Below are 22,211 nucleotides of genomic sequence, written 5' to 3'. Positions count from 1 at the left end.
CTCCACATGGCCCACCAGGTCGAGATCGAGCTCAAGACCCCGGAACAGATCGGCTTGATGCGCCGCGCGGGGCTCGTCGTCGCGGACGCCCTGGCCCGGATGCGGGCCGCGGTCGTGCCCGGGGTGTCCACCGCCGACCTCGACCGCATCGCCGAGGAGACCATCCGGGCGGCCGGCGCCATTCCTTCGTTCAAGGGGTACCACGGGTATCCGGCGTCGATCTGCTCGTCGGTGAACGACCAGGTGGTGCACGCCATCCCCAGCCCGCGGCAGGTCCTGCGCGAGGGCGACCTGATCTCCATCGACTGCGGGGCCGAGCTCGACGGCTGGCACGGCGACGCCGCGATCACGGTCGGGGTCGGCGAGGTCCACGCCGACCAGCGCCGGCTGATCCGCGTCGCCGAGGATGCGATGTGGTCGGGCATCGCGGCGGCCGCCCGGGGCGCGCGCTCGGGCAAGGGCCGGCTCACCGACATCTCGTTCGCGATCCAGTCGTCGGTCCGCAAGGCGGGGCGGTACGGGATCGTGGAAGGCTACGGAGGGCACGGCATCGGCAGTGCCATGCACCAGGACCCGTTCGTCGAGAACAAGGGCCGGCCGGGCAAGGGCCCGATGCTGCGGCCCGGCATGGCGCTCGCGATCGAGCCGATGATCACGCGTGGCCGGCCGAAGGTCGCCGAGCTCGACGACGGCTGGACCGTCGTGACCGTCGACGGCTCCGTCGCCGCGCACGTCGAGCACACGATGGCGATCTGCGACGACGGTGTGTGGGTGCTCACGGCCGAGGACGGCGGGCGGTCCCGCCTGGGCGATCTCGTGACGGCGCGGGAGCCGGCGGTCAGCGGCGCCTAGGCCCTGCCGCCAGGAGGAACTGGTCCGCCGCAGCCCGGCCCCGAGTTGTGCAACAGGGCCCGGTCCCGGGGTGGAACCGGCGACGTGCGGATGGGATGCTGTCTGCACCCGAACGCGGGGTGAAGGGGGAGCAGTGGCAGACCGTCGGGAAGATCTGCGTGCGGCCGACGTCGACCGGCAGTTCGTGGCGGAGCGCCTGAAGGCGGCGCTCGACGAGGGCCGGTTGTCCCTGGGCGAGTATGACGACCGCCTCAAGGAGGCCTACGCGGCCCGGACGTACGGCGACCTCGACAAGATCCTCAAGGACCTTCCGGGCTTCCACCCGGGGTCGCAGTCGCAGGTGGCGCGGACCGAGTCGATCCGCCCGGCGGCCGACGACGAGGAGTCGCCCGATGAGCCGCGTAACCCGCGCTGGCTGATCGGCGTGTGGAGCGCCTGGCTGGTGGCGGTCTCGGTCAACATCGTGATCTGGATCCTGGTCAGCATCTCCAATGGTGAGGCCGTCTATTTCTGGCCCATGTGGGTCGCCGGCCCGTGGGGTGCGGTGCTGCTCGCGACGACGTTCAGCATGAAGGTGCTCGGCAACGAGCCGCCTCGCCAGCAGAAGCGGTACCGCGACAGCTGACCCCGATTTGGAGCAACGCGCTTTCGTGCGTAGACTTGCGCATTGGCGCAAAGCGTCCACTCCGGCATGCCTCCACGCGCTTCTAGTGGCATGTTCGGAGCCGCGGCTGGCTCGAGATCTCCGGCACACGTCGGTGACCTCGTGAAACGGATGCAAGCGTCACCCACCAGACCCGATGTCAGGTAGCGGAGGACATGCCGAAGAAAGATGGGGCCATCGAGATCGAGGGCCGAGTGATCGAGCCACTCCCGAATGCGATGTTCCGGGTTGAGCTCGCCAATGGCCACAAGGTCTTGGCGCACATCAGCGGGAAGATGCGACAGCACTACATCCGCATCCTGCCCGAGGACCGTGTTGTCGTGGAGCTTTCGCCCTACGACCTCACTCGCGGGCGCATCGTCTACCGCTACAAGTAATCGGGTTCGGTTTCAGGTAACGGTCGGGCCTGCGGCCCCAATGTGGGCGCGCAGCGAGAGTTAGGCACACCGTGAAGGTCAAGCCGAGCGTCAAGCGGATCTGCAACAACTGCCGGGTCATCCGGCGGCATGGCCGGGTCATGGTCATCTGCAGCACTGACCCGCGCCACAAGCAGCGCCAGGGCTGAGTCCCCGGCACCGCGCCTTTTGTTACAGCCCGTTCCAGCCACGGGCCGCCGCGAACAGCGGCGCGCGTGGACACACCCCCGGTCGGAGGCCGGGGCCCGTCTGTGGGCAGACGGGGGCGGAGCGGGCACAGACCTCCGCACATCTGAGGAGTCAGCCCACTTATGGCACGTCTCGTTGGTGTCGATCTCCCGCGCGAGAAGCGCACCGAGATCGCACTCACCTACATCTACGGCATCGGGCGCACCCGGGCCGTCGAGACCCTGGCCGCCACCGGCATCGACCCGAACAAGCGGGCTCGTGACCTGACCGATGAAGAGATCGTGCAGCTGCGCGACTACATCGAGGCCAACTACAAGGTTGAAGGCGACCTGCGCCGCGAGGTCGCCGCGGACATCCGCCGCAAGGTCGAGATCGGCTGCTACGAGGGCATCCGGCACCGCAAGGGCCTGCCGGTGCGCGGTCAGCGCACCCGGACCAACGCGCGCACCCGCAAGGGTCCGAAGCGCACGGTCGCCGGCAAGAAGAAGCCGGGCAAGAAGTAGTAGCCGGTCCGAGATCCGCAAACGTAACTAGGAGCGCATAGAGAATGCCGCCGAAGGCTCGCGCCGGCGCGACCGCTGTCAAGAAGGTCCGGCGCAAGGAACGCAAGAACGTCGCCCACGGGCAGGCGCACATCAAGAGCACGTTCAACAACACCATCGTGTCGATCACCGACCCGACCGGCGCCGTGATCTCGTGGGCGTCCGCCGGGCAGGTGGGCTTCAAGGGCTCGCGCAAGTCGACCCCGTTCGCCGCGCAGCTGGCCGCCGAGGCGGCTGCCCGCCGCGCGATGGAGCACGGCATGCGCAAGGTCGACGTGTTCGTCAAGGGTCCCGGCTCCGGCCGCGAGACCGCGATCCGCTCGCTGCAGGCCGTCGGCCTGGAGGTCGGGCAGATCTCCGACGTCACGCCGCAGCCGCACAACGGTTGCCGTCCGCCGAAGCGCCGCCGGGTCTAAGGGAAGAGACTGACACATGGCTCGTTACACAGGTGCCGACTGCCGTCGCTGCCGGCGCGAGAAGATGAAGCTGTTCCTCAAGGGCAGCAAGTGCGACGGGCCGAAGTGCCCGTTCGAGTCGCGTCCCTTCCCGCCCGGCCAGCACGGCCGTGGCCGGCCGAAGGAGACCGAGTACCTCCTGCAGCTGCGCGAGAAGCAGAAGGCCCGCCGCATCTACGGCGTGCTGGAGCGGCAGTTCGAGGGCTACTTCGACGAGGCCGTGGCCAAGCCGGGCAAGACCGGTGAGGAGCTGCTGAGGATCCTCGAGTCGCGCCTCGACAACGTGATCTACCGGGCCGGCCTCGCCACCTCGCGCGACGCCGCCCGCCAGCTGGTCGGCCACGGGCACATCCAGGTCAACGGCAAGAAGGTCGACATCCCGTCGTACCGCGTGCGCGAGCACGACATCGTGCAGGTGCGCGAGAAGTCGCGGGAGCTGACGCCGTTCCAGATCGCCCAGGGCCTCGCGGGCAGCAAGACCGTCCCGGCGTGGCTGGAGTTCATCCCGAGCGAGTTCAAGGTCCTGGTGCACAGCCTGCCCGCACGGCAGGTCATCGACACCCAGGTCCAGGAGCAGCTCATCGTCGAGCTCTACAGCAAGTAAGCAGTACGGGCGGGGCCGGCCCGGCCCCGCCTTCGGAGCGCGTCATATAGCGGGCGCGCAACGAATCGGAGGAAACGAAAGTGCTCATCTCCCAGCGGCCGAGTCTCGCCGAAGAGTCCATCAGCGAGGTCCGGTCAAAGTTCACCATCGAGCCGCTCGAGCCGGGCTTCGGCTACACGCTCGGCAACTCGCTGCGGCGCACCCTGCTGAGCTCCATCCCGGGCGCGGCGGTGACCAGCATCAAGATCGACGGCGTGCTGCACGAGTTCACCACCATCCCCGGCGTCAAGGAGGACGTGGTCGAGCTCGTCATGAACATCAAGGAGCTGTGCGTCAGCTCCGAGCACGACGAGCCGGTCTCGATGTACCTGCGCAAGCAGGGCCCCGGCGACGTCACGGCGGGCGACATCCAGCCCCCGGCCGGCGTCTCCGTGCACAACCCCGACCTCAAGCTGGCCACCCTCAACGGCAAGGGCCGGCTCGACATGGAGCTGACCGTCGAGCGTGGGCGGGGCTACGTGACCGCCAACCAGAACAAGCAGCAGGGCCAGGAGATCGGCCGCATCCCGGTCGACTCCATCTACTCCCCGGTGCTCAAGGTCACGTACCGCGTCGAGGCGACCCGCGTCGAGCAGCGCACCGACTTCGACCGGCTCATCATCGACGTCGAGACCAAGGCGTCGCTGACCCCGCGCACCGCGCTGGCCTCGGCCGGCTCGACGCTGGTGGAGCTGTTCGGCCTGGCGCGCGAGCTCGACGAGACCGCCGAGGGCATCGACATCGGCCCGTCGCCGCAGGACGCACAGCTCGCGGCCGACCTGGCGCTGCCGATCGAGGAGCTGGACCTCACCGTCCGCTCGTACAACTGCCTCAAGCGCGAGGGCATCAACTCCGTCGGCGAGCTGATCAGCCGCACGGAGGCCGACCTCCTCGACATACGGAATTTCGGTCAGAAGTCGATCGACGAGGTCAAGATGAAGCTCGCCGGGATGGGTCTGGGTCTGAAGGACTCCGCCCCGACGTTCGACCCGGCCCACGTCGTGGACGCGTTCGGCGACGTGGACTACGACACCGACGACTACCGCGAGACCGAACAGCTCTGAGCGAGCTGTTGTACTAGAGGAGTCCCAACCATGCCCACGCCCACCAGAGGTCCCCGCCTCGGCGGTAGCCCCGCGCATGAGCGGCTGATGCTGGCGAACCTCGCCACCTCGCTGTTCAAGCACGGGCGCATCACGACCACCGAGACCAAGGCCAAGCGCCTGCGCCCGCTCGCCGAGCAGCTCATCACCAAGGCCAAGCGCGGCGATCTGCACGCGCGCCGTCAAGCGCTCTCCGTGGTGCGGGACAAGGACGTGGTGTACACGCTGTTCGACCAGATCGCGCCGCGCTTCAGCAACCGTCAGGGTGGCTACACCCGGATCGTGAAGACCGGCCCGCGCAAGGGCGACGCCGCCCCCATGGCGATCATCGAGCTGGTCGAGGAGCTGGAGGTCGTCGCGACGACGACGCCGCGCAAGGCCGCCGCTCGCAAGGCCGCGAAGGCCGACTCGATCGCGGTCCTGGCGGGTGACGAGGACGAGACGCCGTCGTCGGCTCCCACCGCCGCTTCCTCGTCCTCCGCGCCCTCCTCGTCCTCCGACTCCTCCGACGCCTCCGACGACGACTCGAAGGACGACGAGGCCAAGGCCTGATCAGGGCCCTATCTCGGACGGCCCGACACTCTCCGTAATGGAGGTGTCGGGCCGTTTGGTTGGAGGGTGTACGTTGATGAGCAAACGAATCCGCGTCGACGTGGCCTATGACGGCACCGACTTCTCAGGCTGGGCCGTCCAACCCGGACGCCGCACCGTGGCCGGCGAGCTGCTGGCCGTCCTGGAGCGCCTGTTCGGCTCGGTCGAGGGTCTGACGGTCGCCGGCCGCACGGACGCGGGCGTGCACGCGACGGGCCAGGTGTGCCACGTCGACGTTCCCACCGACCGCTGGGATGCGTTCGGCGACTCCCTGGTCCGCCGCCTGGCCGGCCTGCTCCCACCCGACGTCCGTGTCCTGGCCGCCACGGTCGCACCCCCGGAGTTCGACGCCCGCTTCTCGGCGCTGTCCCGCCGCTACGAGTACCGCGTCGCGGACACCCCGTACGGCGCCTCGCCCCTGCGCCGCCGCGACACCCTGGCCTGGCCCCGGCCCCTGGACCTCGCGCTGCTGAACGCCGCGGCCGCGGGGCTGGTGGGCGAGCACGACTTCGCGGCGTTCTGCCGCCGCAAGGAGCACGCCTCCACGATCCGCGCCGTGAGCAACCTGTCCTGGCGCCGCGACCCCGACGGCGTCCTGGTCGCGACGGTGCAGGCGGACGCGTTCTGCTGGTCGATGGTGCGCAGCCTGGTGGGGGCGCAGCTGCCGGTGGGGGACGGGCGGCGGCCGCCGTCGTGGCCGGGGAGCCTCCTCAGCCGCACCGTGCGGGCCGACGAGGTGGCTGTGGTGCCCGCGCATGGGCTGACGCTGGTCGAGGTGCTGTACCCGGCCGACGTGGCCGCCCTTCGTGAGCGGGCCGAACGCACCCGGCGGCGCCGGGACGTGCCCGCCTGACGCCGCCGCGACACCAGGTGATCGCCGGGAGAGGGGGTTCCCCGCGCCCGCCGCCCGGCGTTTTTCCGACGTAGCGTCAGCTTGCCGGGGGCTGGGAGCCCGGTGCTGCCGGCAACGACGCCGCCGGTGTCGCGTCCGGCTGGATGATCGCGCGGTTGCCGATGATGCCGTTCTCCAGGTACGTCTCGACGATGTCGAACGTGATCTGGTTCGGGTACGGGTCGTCCGGGGCGAACGCGTTGCCGTCCACCCGGGCGATCACGCAGTACGCGATGAAGTGGCCCTTGTAGTTCCAGCCCAGCTGGGTCGGGGCGCGAACCAGGGCGTCCGTGCCCGTGCCGGCGCCCACGCTCATGCCCGAGAAGCGGCCCTTCTGGCCGTCGACGATCGGCTTCACCGAGTCGAAGGCCTTCGCCGCGGCCTCCTCCGTGTCCAGGTTGAACAGGCCGGCCGTGATCAGGTACTCCTCGTTCGGCGACTTCATCGTCGCCCGCACGACCTCGCTGCAGCCCGCGTTCATGAGCAGCGCCGCCAGGTCGTCCGTCGCCGCGGTCTTGCAGTCCGGTGAGGCCTTCGTCGACAGGATGACGTACGGCGGCTCGTTCGGGGCGGCCACGATGTTGTTGCTCGGGAAGACCTCCGCCTCGGTCAGCGGGTTCGGGTCCACCTTGCGGCTGCTGATGTCGCGCTTCTTCGGGCCCGCCGTCGTGCTCGATCGGGCCGACTCCGGACCGTCGCGCTCGTCGCGGAAGATGAACCACGTGCCGATGCCGCACGCGGCCAGCACCACCAGCACCGCGACCGCGCTCAGCAACGCCACCCAGCGGTGCGGGCGGTGCTCCGGGCGGCCGGACTCGATGACCGCTGCCCGGGGGTGGGAGCCGGTGCCGCCCCGGCCCGGGCGACCGGGCGGCCGGCCGGGCCCGCCAGGTCCGCCGGGGCGTTCGCGCAAGGCCCGCGCGCCCGATCCGGTGAATTCGCCGGTACCGCGGCGGCGCGCGCCCGACGGGTCGTCGTGCCCGCGGCCGGGCATCGCGTCGTCCAGGGCGCGGCGCTGGTGCGGCGGGTCGTCGAACGACTCGAAGGACGGGCGGCGCCGGGGGGCGTCGACCTCCGGCGGGGCACTCGCGGCGAAGCCGGCCGAGGCCGTCCGCCCGCGGTGGCCGTTGCCGGTGCTGGGGCCGTCGAAGTCGCCGGGCCGGCGGGGGTCGCCGAACTCGCCCGGCCGCTGCCGGCGGAACGCCGTCGTCTCGTCCGCCCGGCCCCGAGGGCCGCCGAACTCGCCCGGGAACTCGCCGGTGCCGTCACGGCGCCGACGGCCACCCACGTCGCCGGTCGCCGGCTCGCCGAAGCGCCGCCCCACGTCACCGGTCGACGGCTCGCCGAGACGCCGCCCCACGTCACCGGTGGCCGGCTCGCCGAAGCGGCGGGCCACGTCACCGGTGGCCGGTTCAGGAAAGCGCCGGCCCACGTCGCCCGTGGCCGGCTCGGCGAAGCGGCCGCCCGCGTCCTCGCGAGCCCGGCGGCGGCCGCCCGGCTCCTGGTCGCGCGCCGGTCGCCGGCCGCCCGGCTCGTCCGCCTCCTCGGCGGCGCGGCGGCCCCGGCGGCCGGACGGGACGCCCGTGGTCGGGGACGCGTCGGGGCGCATCGACGGGAAGATCGGGACGAGCGGCGGCGGCTCGGTCGAGGGCTGCGCCGGGGTGTAGTCGGCCAGCGGCTTGATGATCGGGGTCAGCTCCGGCCCGTGGTCGTAGGACTCCGACGGGCGACCGGCCGGCTCGATCTCACGCGCCCGCCGCCGCCCACCGGAGCCGGGCTCGGCCGCCGGCGGCTGCCGGAAAGCGTCGGGAGCAGCCGGCGGCTGCCGGAAGGTGTCCGGCGCGGCCGGAGCCTGCCGGAAAGCGTCAGGAGCAGCCGGCGGCTGCCGGAAAGCATCAGGAGCCTGCCGGAAGGTGTCCGGCGCGGCGGGAGGCTGCCGGAACGAGCCGGGATCCGCGGGAGGAGCGCTGCGGAACGAACCGCTCGGCGACTCTCCGGAGTCGTCGCGCCGGCGGCGGCCCATGGCCTGCGTCGGGTCGATCGCCGGCGGCCGCGACGGCGGCGGCGCCGGGGGCAGCATGGCCGGGCTGAAAACACCGCTGGGCGAGTCGTCGGCGTCCTCGCGCGGACGGCGCCGGCCGCCCCGCGGCGGAGCGTCGAACGCCGGGTGCTCGAACGGCGCCGGCTCGGGCGGCGGCGGCGCCGCGAACGGGTCCGGCTCGCCCCTGCCGCTGCCGCGAAGCCCCGCCAGCCAGTTGTCGGCTTCGTCCGCCTCGTCCCGGCGGAACGAGTCGGAGCGCCGCTTCCGGCGCTGCTCGTTCCCAGAAGTCATGTCGCACAGGGTAGCCGACACCCGCATGTGGTGGCGTATCGGCAATCTTTCGCACAATCCGAACGGGTGGCCCTACGGAGTGGCCGTCACCTGGGCGGGGACAATGCGTGACATGGTGTCCGGCGAGCACTACTTCACGGCCGACCCCGCGGTCGCCCACGAGCGGCACGAGGTCGTGTTCACCGTGGCCGATCGGGAGTTCCGCCTGGCCACGGCCTCCGGCGTGTTCTCCTGGCGCGGCCTCGACCCGGGCACCGCGGTACTGCTGAGAGAGGCGCCGCTGCCGGACCGGGAGGCCACCGGGGCGCTGCTCGACCTGGGCTGTGGGTACGGGCCGATCACCGCCGTGCTGGCCGCCGCCGCGCCGCGGGCCACGATCTACGCCGTCGACGTGAACCAGCGGGCGCTGGACCTGACGAGGGAGAACACCGCCGGGAAGAACGTGGTGGCGGTCACGCCGGACGAGGTACCGCCGAGTGTCAGGTTTGCGCAGATCTGGTCCAACCCGCCGATCCGCGTCGGCAAGCCCGAGCTGCACGCGCTGCTCCTGCGGTGGCTGCCGCGGCTCGCCGACGACGGCGTGGCGTGGCTGGTCGTGGCCAAGAACCTGGGTGCCGACTCGCTGCAGCGCTGGCTCGTCGAGCAGGGCTTCACGGCCGAGCGCCACGCCAACCACAAGGGATTCCGGATCTTCAAAGTGCAGAAAAAACGGAGCGACTCCGGTACCGCCGTCGCGTTGAATGCCTGACCGTGGGATACGTCGACGTGGCAGGGGTCGGGCACACGCTGCCGGACGGCCGGGAGCTGTTCTCCGAGGTCTCGTTCCGGGTCGGTGAGGGCGCGAAGGTGGCGCTCGTCGGGCCGAACGGGGCCGGCAAGACGACGCTGCTGAAGATGGTGGCCGGTGACCTGCCGGTGCACACGGGCGCGGTGGCGCGCTCCGGCGGCCTCGGCGTGATGCGGCAGTTCATCGGCATGATCGGTGACGACCGCACGCTGCACGACCTGGCCCTGGAGCTGTCGCCGCCGGCGCTGCAGGCCGCGGGCGAGCGGCTGGGCAAGGCCGAGCAGGTCATGCACCAGGCCGACGGCCAGCAGGCCGAGAAGGCCCAGCTGCGGTACGCCAACGCGCTCGCCGCCTGGGGCGAGGCCGGCGGCTACGACGCGGAGGTGCTGTTCGACACCGCGAGCGTGGCCGCGCTGGGCCTGTCGTGGGACGAGTCGCGGGACCGGCCCGTGCGGACCCTCTCGGGCGGGCAGCAGAAACGCTTCGCGCTGGAGCTGCTGCTGCGCGGGGAGGACGAGGTACTGCTGCTCGACGAGCCCGACAACTTCCTCGACGTGCCCGGGAAGCGCTGGCTGGAGGAGCGGCTGCGGGAGTCGCCGAAGAGCGTCCTGTACGTCTCGCACGACCGTGAGCTGCTGGCCCAGTCCGCCGACCGGGTGGTGGCCGTCGAGGGCGGCTCGGCGTGGGTCCATCCCGGCGGCTTCGCGTCCTGGCACGAGGCGCGGGCGGCCCGCCACGAGCGGCTCGACGAGCTGCGCCGCCGCTGGGACGAGGAGCACGAGAAGCTCAAGGCGCTCGTCCTGATGTACAAGACGAAAGCCGCCTACAACGACGGCCTCGCGTCGCGGTATCAGGCGGCCCAGACCCGGCTGCGCAAGTTCGAGGAGGCCGGCCCGCCGCCGGCGCCACCGAAGGACCAGGACATCCGCATGCGGCTCGCGGGCGGGCGGACCGGCAAGCGCGCCGTCGTGTGCGAGCAGCTGGAGCTCGACGGGCTCACCTACCCGTTCGACCTCGAGCTCTGGTACGGCGACCGCCTGGCGGTTCTCGGCGGCAACGGCACCGGCAAGTCGCACTTCCTGCGGCTGCTGGCCCGCGGCGGCACCGATCCGGTGGAGACGCCGATCGGGGCGCAGCTGGCGCCGGTCCTGCACGACGGCGTGGTGCGGCTCGGCGCGCGGGTGCGGCCCGGCCACTTCTCGCAGACGCACGACCGGCCGGAGCTGCTGGACAGGACGCTCGCCGAGATCCTGTGGCGGGGTGACGACTGGCGGACCGGGCTGCCGCGGCCGCAGGCGATGCCGGCGCTGTCGCGGTACGAGCTGGCGGCCCAGGCCGACCAGCGGTTCGGCACCCTGTCGGGCGGCCAGCAGGCCCGGTTCCTGGTGCTGCTGCTGGAGCTGTCGGGTGCCACGCTGCTGCTGCTCGACGAGCCGACCGACAACCTCGACCTGGCCAGCGCCGAGGCCCTGGAGGAGGGGCTGCGCAGCTTCGACGGCACGGTGATCGCGGTGACGCACGACCGCTGGTTCAGCCGCTCGTTCGACCGGTTCCTGCTGTTCCGCGCCGACGGCGAGGTCGTCGAGGTGCCCGAGCCGGTCTGGGAGGGGCGGGGTTAGCCGGGGGCCTGGCGGACGAAATGTGCGGCGCGCCGGTCACGAGGCGTGGTCAGCTCGGCACCGTGGAACCGACTGTGGTGCTCACCATCGGCGCGACGGACTCGTCCGGCGGCTCCGCGCTCCAGGCCGACATGCGGACCCTTGCGGCCTTGCGGATGCACGCCGCGTGTGTGGTGACGGCGGTGCTGTCCCGCAACACGCGCGGCACCAGCGACGTGTACGCGCAGCCCACCACGGTCGTCGCCGCCCAGCTCGGCAGCGTGCTGGAGGACCTGCCGGTCGCCGCGGTCAAGACGGGCATGTTCCCGACCGCCGAGGCGGTGGTCGCGGTCGCCGCCCGGGCCCGCACCGGTGCGCTGCCGAACCTGGTCGTCGACCCGGTCCTCACCACGAGGAGCGGCTCCAGGCGGGGGCTGATCGCGGCGTTCGAGCGGCTCCTGCCGCACGCCGTGGTCGTCACGCCGGACCGCGAGGAGGCGTCGGCCCTGCTCGGCTGGGAGGTGGTGACCCCGGCCGACATGGCCGGCGCGGCGGCCCAACTGGCGGCGGGCGGGGCGCAGTACGTGGTGGTCACCGGCGGTGACTTCGTCGCCGGCGGCGAGGCGATCGACGTGCTGTGGGCCGACGGGGCGGCCCGGATGCTGCACAGCCCGCGGATCACCAGCCGGAACATCGACGGCAGCGGCCCGACGTTCGCGACGGCGATCGCGGCCCGGCTCGCCGCCGGGGACCCGCCGCCGGACGCGGTGGCGTGGGCGAAGGGGTTCGTGGGGCGGGCGATCGGCGACGCCGCCGAGTGGCGGATCGGCTCGGGCGCCGGCCCGATCGACCAGTTCGGCTGGTCGGCGCTGACGTTGCGGTGACCACACCGCGATCACCCGGCTCTGGTGGATGATGCATGGCATGGACGAGAAGACGTTGATCCACCAGATCTCGACGCTGGTCGACGACGAGCACAAGCTGCGCACGCAGCTGCAGCAGGGCAAGATCACCGAGCAGGAGGAGCACGACCGGCTCCGGGCGATCGAGGAGCAGCTCGACCAGCTGTGGGACCTGATGCGCCGGCGCCGGGCGGCGAAGCTGCAGGGCGTCGCCCCGGACGAGGTCGAGGCGCACTCGATCGACGAGGTCGAGCACTACCTCCAGTAACCCCCGTTGCGCACCGCGCTTCCCCGCCGCCCGTGCGCCGCGTCGATCTTGCACTTGTGGTGCCGCGACACTCCCAGGATGTCCGGGTTTGGCAGGCACCACAACTGCAAGATCGACGCGGTGGGGGCGGCGCGGTGCGGCGCGGTGCGCCGCGGTGGGGCTCTGGAGTGCGGGGTCAGTCGACGCGGAGGCGGTAGCCGCGCTTCACCACCGTCTGGACGAACGCCGAGCCGCCCAGCGCCGCCCGCAGCCGGGCCACCGCCATCTCCACGGCGTGCTCGTCGGCCCCGCGGGGCAGCTCGCGCAGCAGCGCCGCCCGGGAGAGGACCCGGCCGGGGGAGGCGGCGAGCGCCCGCAGGACCGCCATGGGACCCGGCGCCAGCGGCTTGAGCGTGCCGTCGATGATCGCGGCGTGCCCCCGGAGGGTGACCGCGGCGCCGGCCACGTGCAGGGTGGGGGCCCGCTTCGGCAGTTCGTCGACGAGGATCCGGACCAGGGCGCCGAGCCGGGCCCGGGCCGGGGCGGCGACCGGCACGCCGAGGCGCTTCAGCGGCGCCGCCGTGACGGGGCCGACGCAGGCCGCCAGCACGTCGGTGCGCAGTGCCTCCAGCACGTCGGGGGCCTCGGCGCCGGCGACCCGCAGCAACGATCCGACGGCCGGTGCCGACGTGAACGTCACCGAGTCGACGAGGCGGGAGCAGACGAGGTCGACCAGGCGGCGTAGGGGTGCGGGGTCGACCGGGGGCGCCCAGCGGTACACCGGGATCTCCACCACGATCGCGCCGGCGTCGCGCATCGCGGACGTGAACTCCGGGTGCGGCTCGCCGTGCAACTGTACGGCGATGCGGCGGCCGGCGATGCCGCCCGGCAACCCGCCGCCGAGCAGGTAGTCGAGGACCTCGTCGCAGCTCTCGGTGTCGGGCGACCAGGCCTCCAGCATGCCGGCGGCGCGGACGGCGCCCTTGGCCTTCGGGCCGCGGGCGATGAGGTACGACTCGCCGAGCCGCGAGCGCAGCGCCTCGCCGAGGCCCCAGCCCTCGGCCGCCTCGATCCAGCCGCGCAGCCCGATGCCGGTGGTGGCGACGACGATGTCGGGCGCGATGTCGACGCAGGAGATCGTCGCGGCCTTGAGCTCGGTGTCGTCGGCGACCGGCACGATCCGCAGCGCGGGGGCGAGCACGACGCGAGCGCCCCGCCGTTCCAGCAGGGCGCTCAGTTCGTCACGGCGGCGGTCGGCGGTGACGGCGACGGTGAAGCCCGCGAGGGGCAGGTCCTCGCCGGAGTCGGGGCGCGCTTCCAGCGTGCTGCTCGCGCTCACGTCTCGACCGCCACTTCGACCAGCCCGTCGCGGATCCGGACCGGGTACACCGGCACCCGCACGCCGGGCGCGTCGAGGCACTCGCCGTTGCGCAGGTCGAACGCCTGCTTGTGCATCGGGGAGGCGACGACCGGCACGTCGCCGCGGCTGCCGACGATGCCCCGGGAGAGCACGGCCGCGCCGCTGATCGGGTCGAGGTTGCCGATGGCGTGCACGCCGCCGTCGAAGACCCGGAACACGGCGATCTGTGCCCCGTCGACCAGGGCCGCGACGCCGCGCTCGGGCTCCAGCCGAGGGTAGGGGCAGACGACGGTCCATTTCATGGGCGGGCTCCCAGGACGACGGGCACGGGCTGTCCGCGCTCGGATACGAAGGAGATCGTCGGGTCGGGGGTGTCGGGGGCGTTCACGAACGACACGAACCGGGCCAGCCGCTCGGGGTCGTCGACGGTGGCCTTCCACTCGTCGACGTAGGCCGAGATGTTGGCGGCCATCATCGCCTCGAGCTCCCCGGCGATGCCCAGCGTGTCGTCGACGAGGACGCCCCGGAGGTACTCCAGGCCGCCGTCCATCGCCTCGATCCAGGCCGACGTGCGCTGCAGCCGGTCGGCGGTGCGGATGTAGAACATGAGGAACCGGTCGACGACGCGGATCAGCTCCTCCGTCGACAGGTCGCCGGCCAGCAGGTCGGCGTGGCGGGGGCGGAAGCCGCCGTTGCCGCCGACGTAGAGGTTCCAGCCCTTGTCGGTGGCGATGATCCCGAAGTCCTTGCCCTTGGCCTCGGCGCATTCCCGGGCGCAGCCGGACACCGCCGACTTGATCTTGTGTGGGGCGCGGAGTCCGCGGTACCGCAGCTCGAGCTCCACGGCGAGCCCGACGGAGTCCTGCACGCCGTAGCGGCACCAGGTCGACCCGACGCACGACTTCACCGTGCGCAGCGCCTTGCCGTAGGCGTGCCCGGACTCGAACCCGGCCGCGACCAGCCGGCCCCAGATCGCCGGCAGCTGCTCCACGCGGGCGCCGAGCAGGTCGATGCGCTGCCCGCCGGTGATCTTCGTGTAGAGGTTGAAGTCCCGGGCGACCTCGCCGATGACGATGAGCTTCTCCGGCGTGATCTCGCCGCCCGGGATGCGCGGGACGACGGAGTACGTGCCGTTGCGCTGGATGTTGGCGAGGAAGTGGTCGTTGGTGTCCTGCAGTGAGGCCTGCTCGCCGTCGAGGACGTAGTCGTTGTGCAGCGACGCCAGGATCGAGGCCACCGTCGGCTTGCAGACGTCGCACCCGCGTCCGCTGCCGTGCTCGGTCACCAGCTGCGAGAACGTGCGGATGTTCCGGACCTTGACGATGTCGAACAGCTCGGCCCGCGAGTACGTGAAGTGCTCGCACAGCGCCCTGCTCGCCGCCACCCCGTTCTCCGCGAGGAGCTGCTTGAGCAGCGGCACGCACGAGCCGCAGCTGGTCCCGGCCCGGGTGCACGCCTTGAGCTCGGCGATGTCGCCGCAGCCGTCGGCGATCGCGGCCTTGACCTGGCCCTTGGTGACGGCGTTGCAGGAGCACACCTGGGCGCCGTCGGGCAGCACCGCCCGGCTCTCCCCGTCGGCCGGCGGGGCCAGCAGGCTCAGCGGGTGGCCGGGCAGCGGGCCGCCGACGCTGGCCCGCAGCGTCGGGTAGGCGCCGGCGTCGCCGACCAGGATGCCGCCGAGCAGCGTCTGCGCGTCGTCGGAGAGGACGAGCTTCGCGTACCGCCCGTTCGCCGGGTCCAGGTACACCACGTCGAGCAGGTCGTCCCGCAGCGCGTCGCCGAAGCTGGCCACGTCGACGCCGAGCAGCTTCAGCTTCGTCGACGTGTCGGCGCCGGGGAACTCGGCCGCCCCGCCGAGCAGCCGGTCCGCGACGACCTCGGCCATCGCGTAGCCGGGCGCCACCAGGCCGTAGCAGCGCCCGTCGATCTCGGCGCACTCGCCGACCGCGTAGACGGCCGGGTCCTCGGTCCGGCAGCCGCGGTCGACGACCACCCCGCCGCGCGCCCCCGTCGCCAGGCCCATCGTGCGGGCCAGCTCGTCGCGCGGCCGGATGCCGGCGGCCACCACCACGATGTCGGCCGGCACGTGGGCGCCGTCGGACAGCGTGAGGCCGAGCCGGCCGGCGGAGGACGTCTGGCGGATCGCGGTCGTGCCCGCGCCGAGGTGCACGCGGACCCCGAGCTCCTCCACGTACCGCCGGAGCACGGCGCCGCCGGCCTCGTCCACCTGCGCCGGCATGAGCCGCGGCGCGAACTCGATCACGTGCGTGCGCAGGCCGAGCAGGCGCAGCGCGTTGGCGGCCTCCAGGCCGAGCAGCCCGCCGCCGATGACCGCGCCGACCTCCTTGCCCCGCGCGTGGGCGCGGATCGCCTCCAGGTCGTCGAGGGTGCGGTACACGAAGACACCCGGCGCGTCGACGCCGCTGATCGGCGGCACGAACGCCGACGACCCGGTGGCCAGGACCAGCGCGTCGTACTCGTGGACGCCCCGCGCGGTGGTCACCTTCCGGGCGTGCCGGTCGATCGACAGCGCCGGCTCGCCGAGCCGCAGGTCGACGCCGTCCGGCACGGCGTAGGTCAGGTCCTCGGCGGTGGCGCCGTCGAAGAACGCCGACAGCCGCACCCGGTCGTAGGCGGGGCGGCCCTCCTCCGCGAGGACGGTCACCCGCCAGCGGCCCTCGGTGTCCCGCGCCCGTAACGCCTCGACGAAGCGGTGGCCGACCATCCCGTGGCCGACGACGATCACGTGCATCGCATCGTTCATGCTCGCCCCCCGGTGGCGCGGCTGCGGAGCGCGACCCCGACCGCACGCGGGGTGGCGGGACGGCACAGGGCGACCGCTTCGGACATGGCCAAGAGGCTGCCCGGGGGCGGTTTCGCTCCAAAGTCCCGAATGTTTCCTACCTGCTAAGAGCGCCTCACACGGCACTTGAGCAGGACGTTACCGAACCGTGGCGCAATCGCTGTCGATCGCTGCCGATCGCGGTCGAGCGTGGGTCGCTCCAGGTCGATGCGGCCCCGGTCGATGGACGAATGTGCCAGATCGTCCCACGGTAGGGTGGCGACGGTCCGCAGCGGGGTAACAGGAGCACGGACCCCTATGGAACAGCGAGGAGGAAGCAGATGCGCACGACCGGCAAGGCCGCCCTGGCGGCTGTTGCGGTGTTCGGCATCGGGCTCGCCGGATGCAGTGGCAACGGAGCGACGCCGGGCTCGTCGACCTCGGCGGGTGCGTCGGGCGGACCGTCGGCGGGGGCCCCCTCGGGCAGCGCCTCCGCCAGCGGCGGCGCCGGCGGCACCGACGCCACCGGGGCCGCGGCCTCGTGCCTGGTCGGCACGTGGAAGGCGAGCAACCTGACGGGCAAGCTGAGCGGCCCGGTGAACGGCACGTTCACGGGCGGCGGCGGCACCCTGCTGACCATCGACGCGGCCGGCAAGACGCAGGTCGACTTCGGCCCGATGCAGCCGGTGACCTTCACGTTCTCCGTCTCCGGCAACGAGGTGAAGGGCACCTTCGCCTACGGCGGCAAGGTCAACGGCACGGTGAAGACCCCGACGACCAGCACCGGCACCCTGGAGCCCACGGGCACGGTCGACTTCTCGAGCCTGACGGTGACGGTGGACCTGTCCGCCCCGGCCGCCGTGCGGGTGGCCGACAAGATGCCGATCAGCGAGTTCACGGGCACCGGCACCGCCGACACCGGCGGCGCGGTGGACGCCCAGCCGGTGCTCAAGAAGAGCCAGTACGACTGCAGCGGCAACACCCTGAAGCTCTCCCCGCCGCAGGGTGGCGCCGACACCGGCACCTGGACGTTCACCAAGTCCTGACCGCTGTTCCCTGCTCTCTCCGCACGGCGGGCGCCCCGTCCTCGGGCGGGCGCCTCCGCGGGGAGGGCAGGCGCGCGGTCGGCGCCGCGTCCGTGATCGAGGGAAGGAGCCGGCTGCCCCGGCAACCACGAGGTTCCCTCGATCATGGACGGCCGCCGGGCGACGGCGGGATCTCACAACACCGCCGGGAGCAAAGGCGGGGAAGACGTTGCAGCGGCGACAACAAACGGTGCGGGCCGCGGTAACGACGCGTCCATAGCGTCCCGCACCATGACGATCGCCGTGGAAGAGGCGCCGGCTCGCAGCAGCGGGCGCTGGATCGACGACTGGCGCCCGGAGGAGACCGGCTTCTGGGAGCAGGCCGGGGCGAAGATCGCCCGGCGCAACCTCATCGTGTCCATCCTGTCCGAGCACATCGGGTTCTCGATCTGGAGCCTGTGGTCGGTCTTCGTGCTGTTCCTCGGGCCGCAGTACGGGTTCGACGCCGCCCAGAAGTTCCTGCTCACCAGCGCGCCCACCCTGGTCGGGGCGGCGCTGCGGCTGCCCTACACGTTCGCGGTGGCGACGTTCGGCGGTCGGAACTGGACGATCTTCAGCGCGCTGATGCTGCTCGTGCCCACCGTCGCCGCCGGCCTCGTGCTGGAGCCGGGCGTCAGCTTCACCACGCTGCTCGTCGTCGCCTCGATCGCGGGCGTCGGCGGCGGCAACTTCGCCAGCTCCATGGCGAACATCAACGCCTTCTACCCGCAGCGGCTCAAGGGCTGGGCCCTGGGCATCAACGCCGGCGGCGGGAACATCGGCGTGCCGGCCGTGCAGCTCGTCGGGCTGCTGGTGCTGGCCACCGCCGGCGCCGCCCACCCGCGGCTCATCGTGCTGATCTACCTGCCGCTCATCGTCGTCGCCGCCGTGCTCGCCGCGCTGTACATGGACAACCTCCGGCACGCGTCCAACGACAGGCACGCCATGCGGGACGTCATCAAGGACCGGCACGCCTGGATCATGTCCCTGCTGTACATCGGGACCTTCGGCTCCTTCATCGGCTTCGGCTTCGCGTTCGGGCAGGTCCTGCAGGTGCAGTTCAAGGCCGAGTTCGACACGCCGGTGAAGGCGGCCTACCTCACCTTCATCGGGCCGCTGCTCGGCTCGCTCATCCGGCCCGTCGGCGGCCTGCTCGCCGACCGCTACGGCGGGGCCAGGATCACGTTCTGGAACTTCGTCGCGATGGCGGCCGGGGCGACGACCGTCCTCGTCGCCTCGCGGCAGCACTCGCTGCCGCTGTTCGTGACCGGGTTCGTGTTCCTGTTCGTCTTCAGCGGGATCGGCAACGGATCGACGTACAAGATGATCCCGGCGATCTTCAAGGCCAAGTACGCGCAGGACGAGAACGAGGCCCGGCGGCTGGCGACGGCGCTCATCGGGGTCGCCGGGGCGATCGGCGCGGCCGGTGGCGTGCTGGTGAACCTCGCGTTCCGCGAGTCGTTCCTCGCCTACAAGACCGGCGACGGGGCATACCTCGCATTCCTGGCGTTCTACGCGATCTGCTTCGCCGTCACCTGGGTGGTCTATCTGCGCCATCGCCCGGGCCGCCTGGCCGGGGTGTAACCCCGATTTTGTCCCGTGGGGGGACGCCGAGTATCGTGGACTGCTGTTGTGCGATGACAAGGCGTCCCCATCGTTCGGGTACGCTGGGTGGTCGTGCGCGCATAGCGCCGCCATCGAGAGCGCACCCCAGACCGACGACGTGGAAGACAAGGTAGACCTGTGGGTACGTACAGCCCGAAGCCGGGTGAGATCGAGCGCACGTGGCACGTCATCGACGCCACCGACATCGTGCTCGGCCGCCTGGCCACGCACGCTGCGACGCTGCTGCGCGGCAAGCACAAGCCGACGTTCGCCCCGCACGTGGACACCGGCGACTTCGTCATCGTGATCAACGCCGGCAAGGTGGCGCTGACCGGCAACAAGCGGCAGACCAAGGTCGCCTACCGCCACTCCGGCTACCCGGGTGGTCTCAAGGCGGTCGGTTACGAAGAGCTGCTGACCAAGCACCCCGAGCGGGCGATCGAGCTGGCCGTCAAGGGCATGCTCCCGCACAACCGCCTCGGCGCGCGCCAGATCCGCAAGCTGAAGGTCTACGCGGGCGCCGAGCACCCGCACGCCGCTCAGCTGCCCCAGCCGTTCGAGATCAAGCAGATCGCGCAGTGAGCGCGGACGAAGGACAGAGCGTGACCGACGAGACCATCGACGCCCCGACGCCGGCCGCTGTCGCGACCGTCGAGACCCCGGCGCCGCCCGCTGCTGCCACCGCCACGGCGACCGCCCCCACCCGGGCCCGCCGCGCCGGCCAGCCGATCCAGACCGTGGGCCGCCGCAAGGAGGCCATCGTCCGGGTCCGCCTGGTGCCCGGCACGGGCAAGTTCCAGCTCAACGGCCGCGAGCTGGAGAGCTACTTCCCGAGCAAGGTCCACCAGCAGTCGGTCCGCGAGCCGCTGGTGATCGTGGAGAAGGCCGAGGCGTTCGACGTCTACGCCAACCTCCGCGGCGGCGGCACCACCGGCCAGGCCGGTGCGCTGCGGCTCGCCATCGCCCGCGCGCTCGTCGAGAACGACGCCGACGACCGCGGCGCGCTCAAGAAGGCCGGCTTCCTGACTCGTGACGCCCGTGCGACCGAGCGCAAGAAGTACGGTCTGAAGAAGGCCCGCAAGGCTCCGCAGTACTCGAAGCGCTAACCACGCCTGTCGGCCGGGTGCCACCCTGGGAGGTGCGCGCCCGGCCGATTTTGCCTGCGCGGAAGTGCGACCATGGGAGGTACGCAATGGGGCGACTCTTCGGCACCGACGGGGTGCGCGGACGGGCGAACGCCGACCTGACTCCCGAGCTCGCGATGGCCGTCGCCATCGCGGCCGCGCAGGCGCTGTTCGAACACGACCACTCCCACGCGCCGGTCGCCGTCGTCGGCCGCGACCCGCGGGCGAGCGGCGAGATGCTGGAGGCGGCCGTCGTGGCCGGCCTGACCAGCGCCGGCGCCAACGTCGTGCGGGTCGGTGTGCTGCCGACCCCGGCCGTGGCGTACCTCACCGGCGTGCTCGGCGCCGACATCGGCGTGATGCTGTCGGCCTCGCACAACCCCATGCCCGACAACGGGATCAAGCTCTTCGCCGCCGGCGGGCACAAGCTGCCCGACGAGGTCGAGGACGAGATCGAGCGGCTGATGGCGGGCGGCAGCCAGACCCGCCCCACCGGCGCCGGGATCGGCCGGGTCACCGACTACGCCGAGGGCGAGGACCGCTACGTGCGGCACCTGCTGACCTCGCTGCCCAGCCCGCTCGCCGAGCTCAAGGTCGTCGTCGACTGCGCCAACGGCGCCGCCTCCTCGGCCGCCCCCGAGGCCTACCGCCGGGCCGGCGCCGCCGTCGTCGCGATCAACGCCGACCCCGACGGGCTCAACATCAACGAGGACTGCGGCTCCAACCACCTGGAGCAGCTGCGCGCCGCCGTCGTCGAGCACGGCGCCGACCTGGGCATCGCCCACGACGGCGACGCCGACCGCTGCATCGCGGTCGCGGCCGACGGCACCGAGGTCGACGGCGACCAGATCATGGCGATCCTGGCCGTGGCGATGCGCGAGTCCGGCAGCCTCACCGAGGACACCCTGGTCGCGACCGTCATGAGCAACCTGGGCCTGAAGCTCGCCATGGCCGAGGCCGGCATCCGGCTGCTGGAGACCAAGGTCGGCGACCGGTACGTGCTGGAGGAGCTGCGGGCCAAGGGACTCGCGCTCGGCGGCGAGCAGAGCGGGCACATCGTCATGCCGGCCTACGCCACCACCGGCGACGGCGTGCTGACCGCGCTGCACCTCATGGGACGCATGACGACCACGGGACGGGGCCTGAAGGACCTGGCCTCCGTGGTACACCGGCTGCCTCAGGTGATGATCAACGTGCCCGTCACCGACCGCGCGGCCGCCGCCCGGTCGCCGCAGGTCCTCGACGCCGCCAAGCAGGTCGAGGCCGAGCTCGGCGGCACCGGCCGGGTGCTGCTGCGGCCCTCGGGCACCGAGCAGCTCGTCCGGGTGATGGTCGAGGCCGGCACGCAGGAGACGGCCCGCGAGGCCGCCGAGCGGATCGCGGCGATCGTCCGCGCGGTCTGAGGCCAGCGCCGCTCGTACCGGCTAGTAACGTGCGGGCATGACCAACGCCCGCACCGTCATCGTCACCGGCGCCTCCCGGGGCATCGGCAAGGCGACCGCCCTCGCCTTCGCCGCCGAAGGCTGCAACGTCGTGCTGACCTCCCGCAAGATCGAGTCGCTGGAGGAGGTCGCCGCCGAGATCACCGCGGCGCACCCGGCTGCCGGTGTGCTCGCCCACGCGGCCCACGCCGCCGAGCCCGAGCAGGCCGCCGCGGTCGTCGAGGCCGCCGTGGAGCGCTTCGGCGCCGTCGACGTCCTGGTGAACAACGCCGGCACCAACCCGTACTTCGGCCCGCTCATGGAGATCGACCCGGTCCGCGCCGACAAGACGGTCCGGCTCAACCAGTTCGGCGTCGTACTGTGGAGCCAGCTGGTCTGGAAGGCGTCGATGTCGGCCCGGGGCGGCGCGATCGTGAACGTGGCGTCGGTCGGCGGGCTGCTCACCGAGCCGGGGATCGGGTACTACAACGCCACCAAGGCCGCGGTCATCCACCTGACCCGGCAAATGGCCGCCGAGCTCGCACCGGCCGTGCGCGTCAACGCCGTCGCGCCCGGCATCGTGCGCACGCACCTCGCGCGCGGGCTGTGGGAGAACAACGAGGAGTACCTCACCGACCACCT

General features: G+C 72.1%; 24 protein-coding genes. 20 read left to right on the top strand and 4 right to left on the bottom strand.

All coding sequences use genetic code 11. The annotated features are described in order from the left end of the window. The first annotated feature begins 6 nt into the window (after positions 1 to 6). The 10 genes from map (at position 7) to truA (ending at position 6,308) form a co-directional block, all read left to right on the top strand. Positions 7 to 852: a type I methionyl aminopeptidase gene (map, locus tag IEZ31_RS09385; RefSeq protein WP_190249367.1), complete on the top strand. Its 846-nt coding sequence runs from the start codon at positions 7 to 9 to the stop codon at positions 850 to 852. A gap of 133 nt (positions 853 to 985) precedes the next feature. After that, positions 986 to 1,477, top strand: a complete 492-nt coding sequence (locus IEZ31_RS09380; RefSeq protein WP_190249366.1) for a DUF1707 SHOCT-like domain-containing protein — start codon at positions 986 to 988, stop codon at positions 1,475 to 1,477. 194 nt (positions 1,478 to 1,671) lie between these two features. Further along, positions 1,672 to 1,893 carry a translation initiation factor IF-1 gene (gene infA / locus IEZ31_RS09375; protein ID WP_007073013.1) on the top strand — a complete coding sequence of 74 codons (222 nt, stop codon included), beginning with the start codon at positions 1,672 to 1,674 and terminating at the stop codon, positions 1,891 to 1,893. Between the two features lie 71 nt (positions 1,894 to 1,964). Beyond that, on the top strand, positions 1,965 to 2,081 hold the full coding sequence (gene rpmJ / locus IEZ31_RS09370; RefSeq protein ID WP_014440745.1) for a 50S ribosomal protein L36: 117 nt from the start codon (positions 1,965 to 1,967) through the stop codon (positions 2,079 to 2,081). A 162-nt stretch (positions 2,082 to 2,243) separates the two neighbouring features. Then, the gene (gene rpsM / locus IEZ31_RS09365; RefSeq protein WP_190249365.1) at positions 2,244 to 2,624 is read left to right on the top strand and encodes a 30S ribosomal protein S13; all 381 of its coding nucleotides are present in this window, start codon (positions 2,244 to 2,246) and stop codon (positions 2,622 to 2,624) included. Between the two features lie 44 nt (positions 2,625 to 2,668). Further along, positions 2,669 to 3,079, top strand: a complete 411-nt coding sequence (gene rpsK, locus IEZ31_RS09360) for a 30S ribosomal protein S11 (RefSeq protein ID WP_033357646.1) — start codon at positions 2,669 to 2,671, stop codon at positions 3,077 to 3,079. 16 nt (positions 3,080 to 3,095) lie between these two features. Further along, positions 3,096 to 3,722 carry a 30S ribosomal protein S4 gene (gene rpsD, locus IEZ31_RS09355; RefSeq protein WP_190249364.1) on the top strand — a complete coding sequence of 209 codons (627 nt, stop codon included), beginning with the start codon at positions 3,096 to 3,098 and terminating at the stop codon, positions 3,720 to 3,722. Between the two features lie 80 nt (positions 3,723 to 3,802). Then, positions 3,803 to 4,825 carry a DNA-directed RNA polymerase subunit alpha gene (locus IEZ31_RS09350; RefSeq protein ID WP_190249363.1) on the top strand — a complete coding sequence of 341 codons (1,023 nt, stop codon included), beginning with the start codon at positions 3,803 to 3,805 and terminating at the stop codon, positions 4,823 to 4,825. A gap of 30 nt (positions 4,826 to 4,855) precedes the next feature. Next, the gene (gene rplQ, locus IEZ31_RS09345) at positions 4,856 to 5,416 is read left to right on the top strand and encodes a 50S ribosomal protein L17 (protein WP_190249362.1); all 561 of its coding nucleotides are present in this window, start codon (positions 4,856 to 4,858) and stop codon (positions 5,414 to 5,416) included. Between the two features lie 76 nt (positions 5,417 to 5,492). After that, the gene (gene truA, locus IEZ31_RS09340) at positions 5,493 to 6,308 is read left to right on the top strand and encodes a tRNA pseudouridine(38-40) synthase TruA (protein ID WP_190249361.1); all 816 of its coding nucleotides are present in this window, start codon (positions 5,493 to 5,495) and stop codon (positions 6,306 to 6,308) included. Between the two features lie 76 nt (positions 6,309 to 6,384). Here the strand turns inward: truA and IEZ31_RS09335 are convergent, their stop codons facing one another. Then, positions 6,385 to 8,679 carry a hypothetical protein gene (locus tag IEZ31_RS09335; protein ID WP_190249360.1) on the bottom strand — a complete coding sequence of 765 codons (2,295 nt, stop codon included), beginning with the start codon at positions 8,677 to 8,679 and terminating at the stop codon, positions 6,385 to 6,387. Between the two features lie 115 nt (positions 8,680 to 8,794). Between IEZ31_RS09335 and IEZ31_RS09330 the strand changes: the two genes are divergently transcribed. From IEZ31_RS09330 to IEZ31_RS09315, 4 genes are all read left to right on the top strand, one after another. After that, entirely contained in the window at positions 8,795 to 9,427 is a 633-nt protein-coding gene (locus IEZ31_RS09330) for a class I SAM-dependent methyltransferase (protein WP_190249458.1), read from the top strand. A gap of 2 nt (positions 9,428 to 9,429) precedes the next feature. After that, positions 9,430 to 11,085: an ABC-F family ATP-binding cassette domain-containing protein gene (locus tag IEZ31_RS09325; RefSeq protein ID WP_190249359.1), complete on the top strand. Its 1,656-nt coding sequence runs from the start codon at positions 9,430 to 9,432 to the stop codon at positions 11,083 to 11,085. Between the two features lie 62 nt (positions 11,086 to 11,147). Then, positions 11,148 to 11,948, top strand: a complete 801-nt coding sequence (gene thiD, locus IEZ31_RS09320; protein ID WP_190249358.1) for a bifunctional hydroxymethylpyrimidine kinase/phosphomethylpyrimidine kinase — start codon at positions 11,148 to 11,150, stop codon at positions 11,946 to 11,948. A gap of 40 nt (positions 11,949 to 11,988) precedes the next feature. Next, positions 11,989 to 12,234: a DUF2630 family protein gene (locus IEZ31_RS09315; RefSeq protein WP_190249357.1), complete on the top strand. Its 246-nt coding sequence runs from the start codon at positions 11,989 to 11,991 to the stop codon at positions 12,232 to 12,234. A gap of 175 nt (positions 12,235 to 12,409) precedes the next feature. On the opposite strand, the gene IEZ31_RS09310 is transcribed toward IEZ31_RS09315, so the two are convergent. The 3 genes from IEZ31_RS09310 to nirB are packed head-to-tail and all read right to left on the bottom strand — an operon-like array spanning position 12,410 to position 16,337. Continuing rightward, positions 12,410 to 13,504: a uroporphyrinogen-III synthase gene (locus IEZ31_RS09310; RefSeq protein ID WP_229834587.1), complete on the bottom strand. Its 1,095-nt coding sequence runs from the start codon at positions 13,502 to 13,504 to the stop codon at positions 12,410 to 12,412. 44 nt (positions 13,505 to 13,548) lie between these two features. After that, positions 13,549 to 13,875: a nitrite reductase small subunit NirD gene (gene nirD / locus IEZ31_RS56210; protein ID WP_229834528.1), complete on the bottom strand. Its 327-nt coding sequence runs from the start codon at positions 13,873 to 13,875 to the stop codon at positions 13,549 to 13,551. Then, entirely contained in the window at positions 13,872 to 16,337 is a 2,466-nt protein-coding gene (gene nirB / locus IEZ31_RS09305; RefSeq protein ID WP_190249355.1) for a nitrite reductase large subunit NirB, read from the bottom strand. The genes nirD and nirB overlap by 4 nt, the downstream gene beginning before the upstream one ends. Before the next feature lie 359 nt (positions 16,338 to 16,696). Between nirB and IEZ31_RS09300 the strand changes: the two genes are divergently transcribed. From IEZ31_RS09300 to IEZ31_RS09275, 6 genes are all read left to right on the top strand, one after another. Then, a complete protein-coding gene (locus tag IEZ31_RS09300; protein WP_190249354.1) occupies positions 16,697 to 17,401 on the top strand; it encodes a hypothetical protein in 705 nt (234 codons plus the stop codon). Positions 17,402 to 17,671: 270 nt separating this feature from the next. After that, a complete protein-coding gene (locus IEZ31_RS09295; protein WP_190249353.1) occupies positions 17,672 to 19,003 on the top strand; it encodes a nitrate/nitrite transporter in 1,332 nt (443 codons plus the stop codon). Between the two features lie 159 nt (positions 19,004 to 19,162). Beyond that, positions 19,163 to 19,606, top strand: coding sequence for a 50S ribosomal protein L13 (rplM, locus tag IEZ31_RS09290; protein ID WP_190249352.1), 444 nt, complete (start codon positions 19,163 to 19,165; stop codon positions 19,604 to 19,606). Between the two features lie 20 nt (positions 19,607 to 19,626). Further along, positions 19,627 to 20,130, top strand: a complete 504-nt coding sequence (gene rpsI, locus IEZ31_RS09285; protein WP_308429366.1) for a 30S ribosomal protein S9 — start codon at positions 19,627 to 19,629, stop codon at positions 20,128 to 20,130. Between the two features lie 86 nt (positions 20,131 to 20,216). Further along, positions 20,217 to 21,551, top strand: a complete 1,335-nt coding sequence (gene glmM, locus IEZ31_RS09280) for a phosphoglucosamine mutase (protein WP_190249351.1) — start codon at positions 20,217 to 20,219, stop codon at positions 21,549 to 21,551. A 37-nt stretch (positions 21,552 to 21,588) separates the two neighbouring features. After that, on the top strand, positions 21,589 to 22,211 hold a 623-nt coding region (locus IEZ31_RS09275; RefSeq protein ID WP_229834525.1), incomplete at its 3' end, for a glucose 1-dehydrogenase.

Origin of the sequence: Dactylosporangium sucinum (assembly GCF_014647515.1) — a bacterium.
Lineage (GTDB): Bacteria > Actinomycetota > Actinomycetes > Mycobacteriales > Micromonosporaceae > Dactylosporangium > Dactylosporangium sucinum.
Note: the sequence above shows the minus strand (reverse complement) of the source record. Positions and strands in the feature narration are given on the sequence as shown.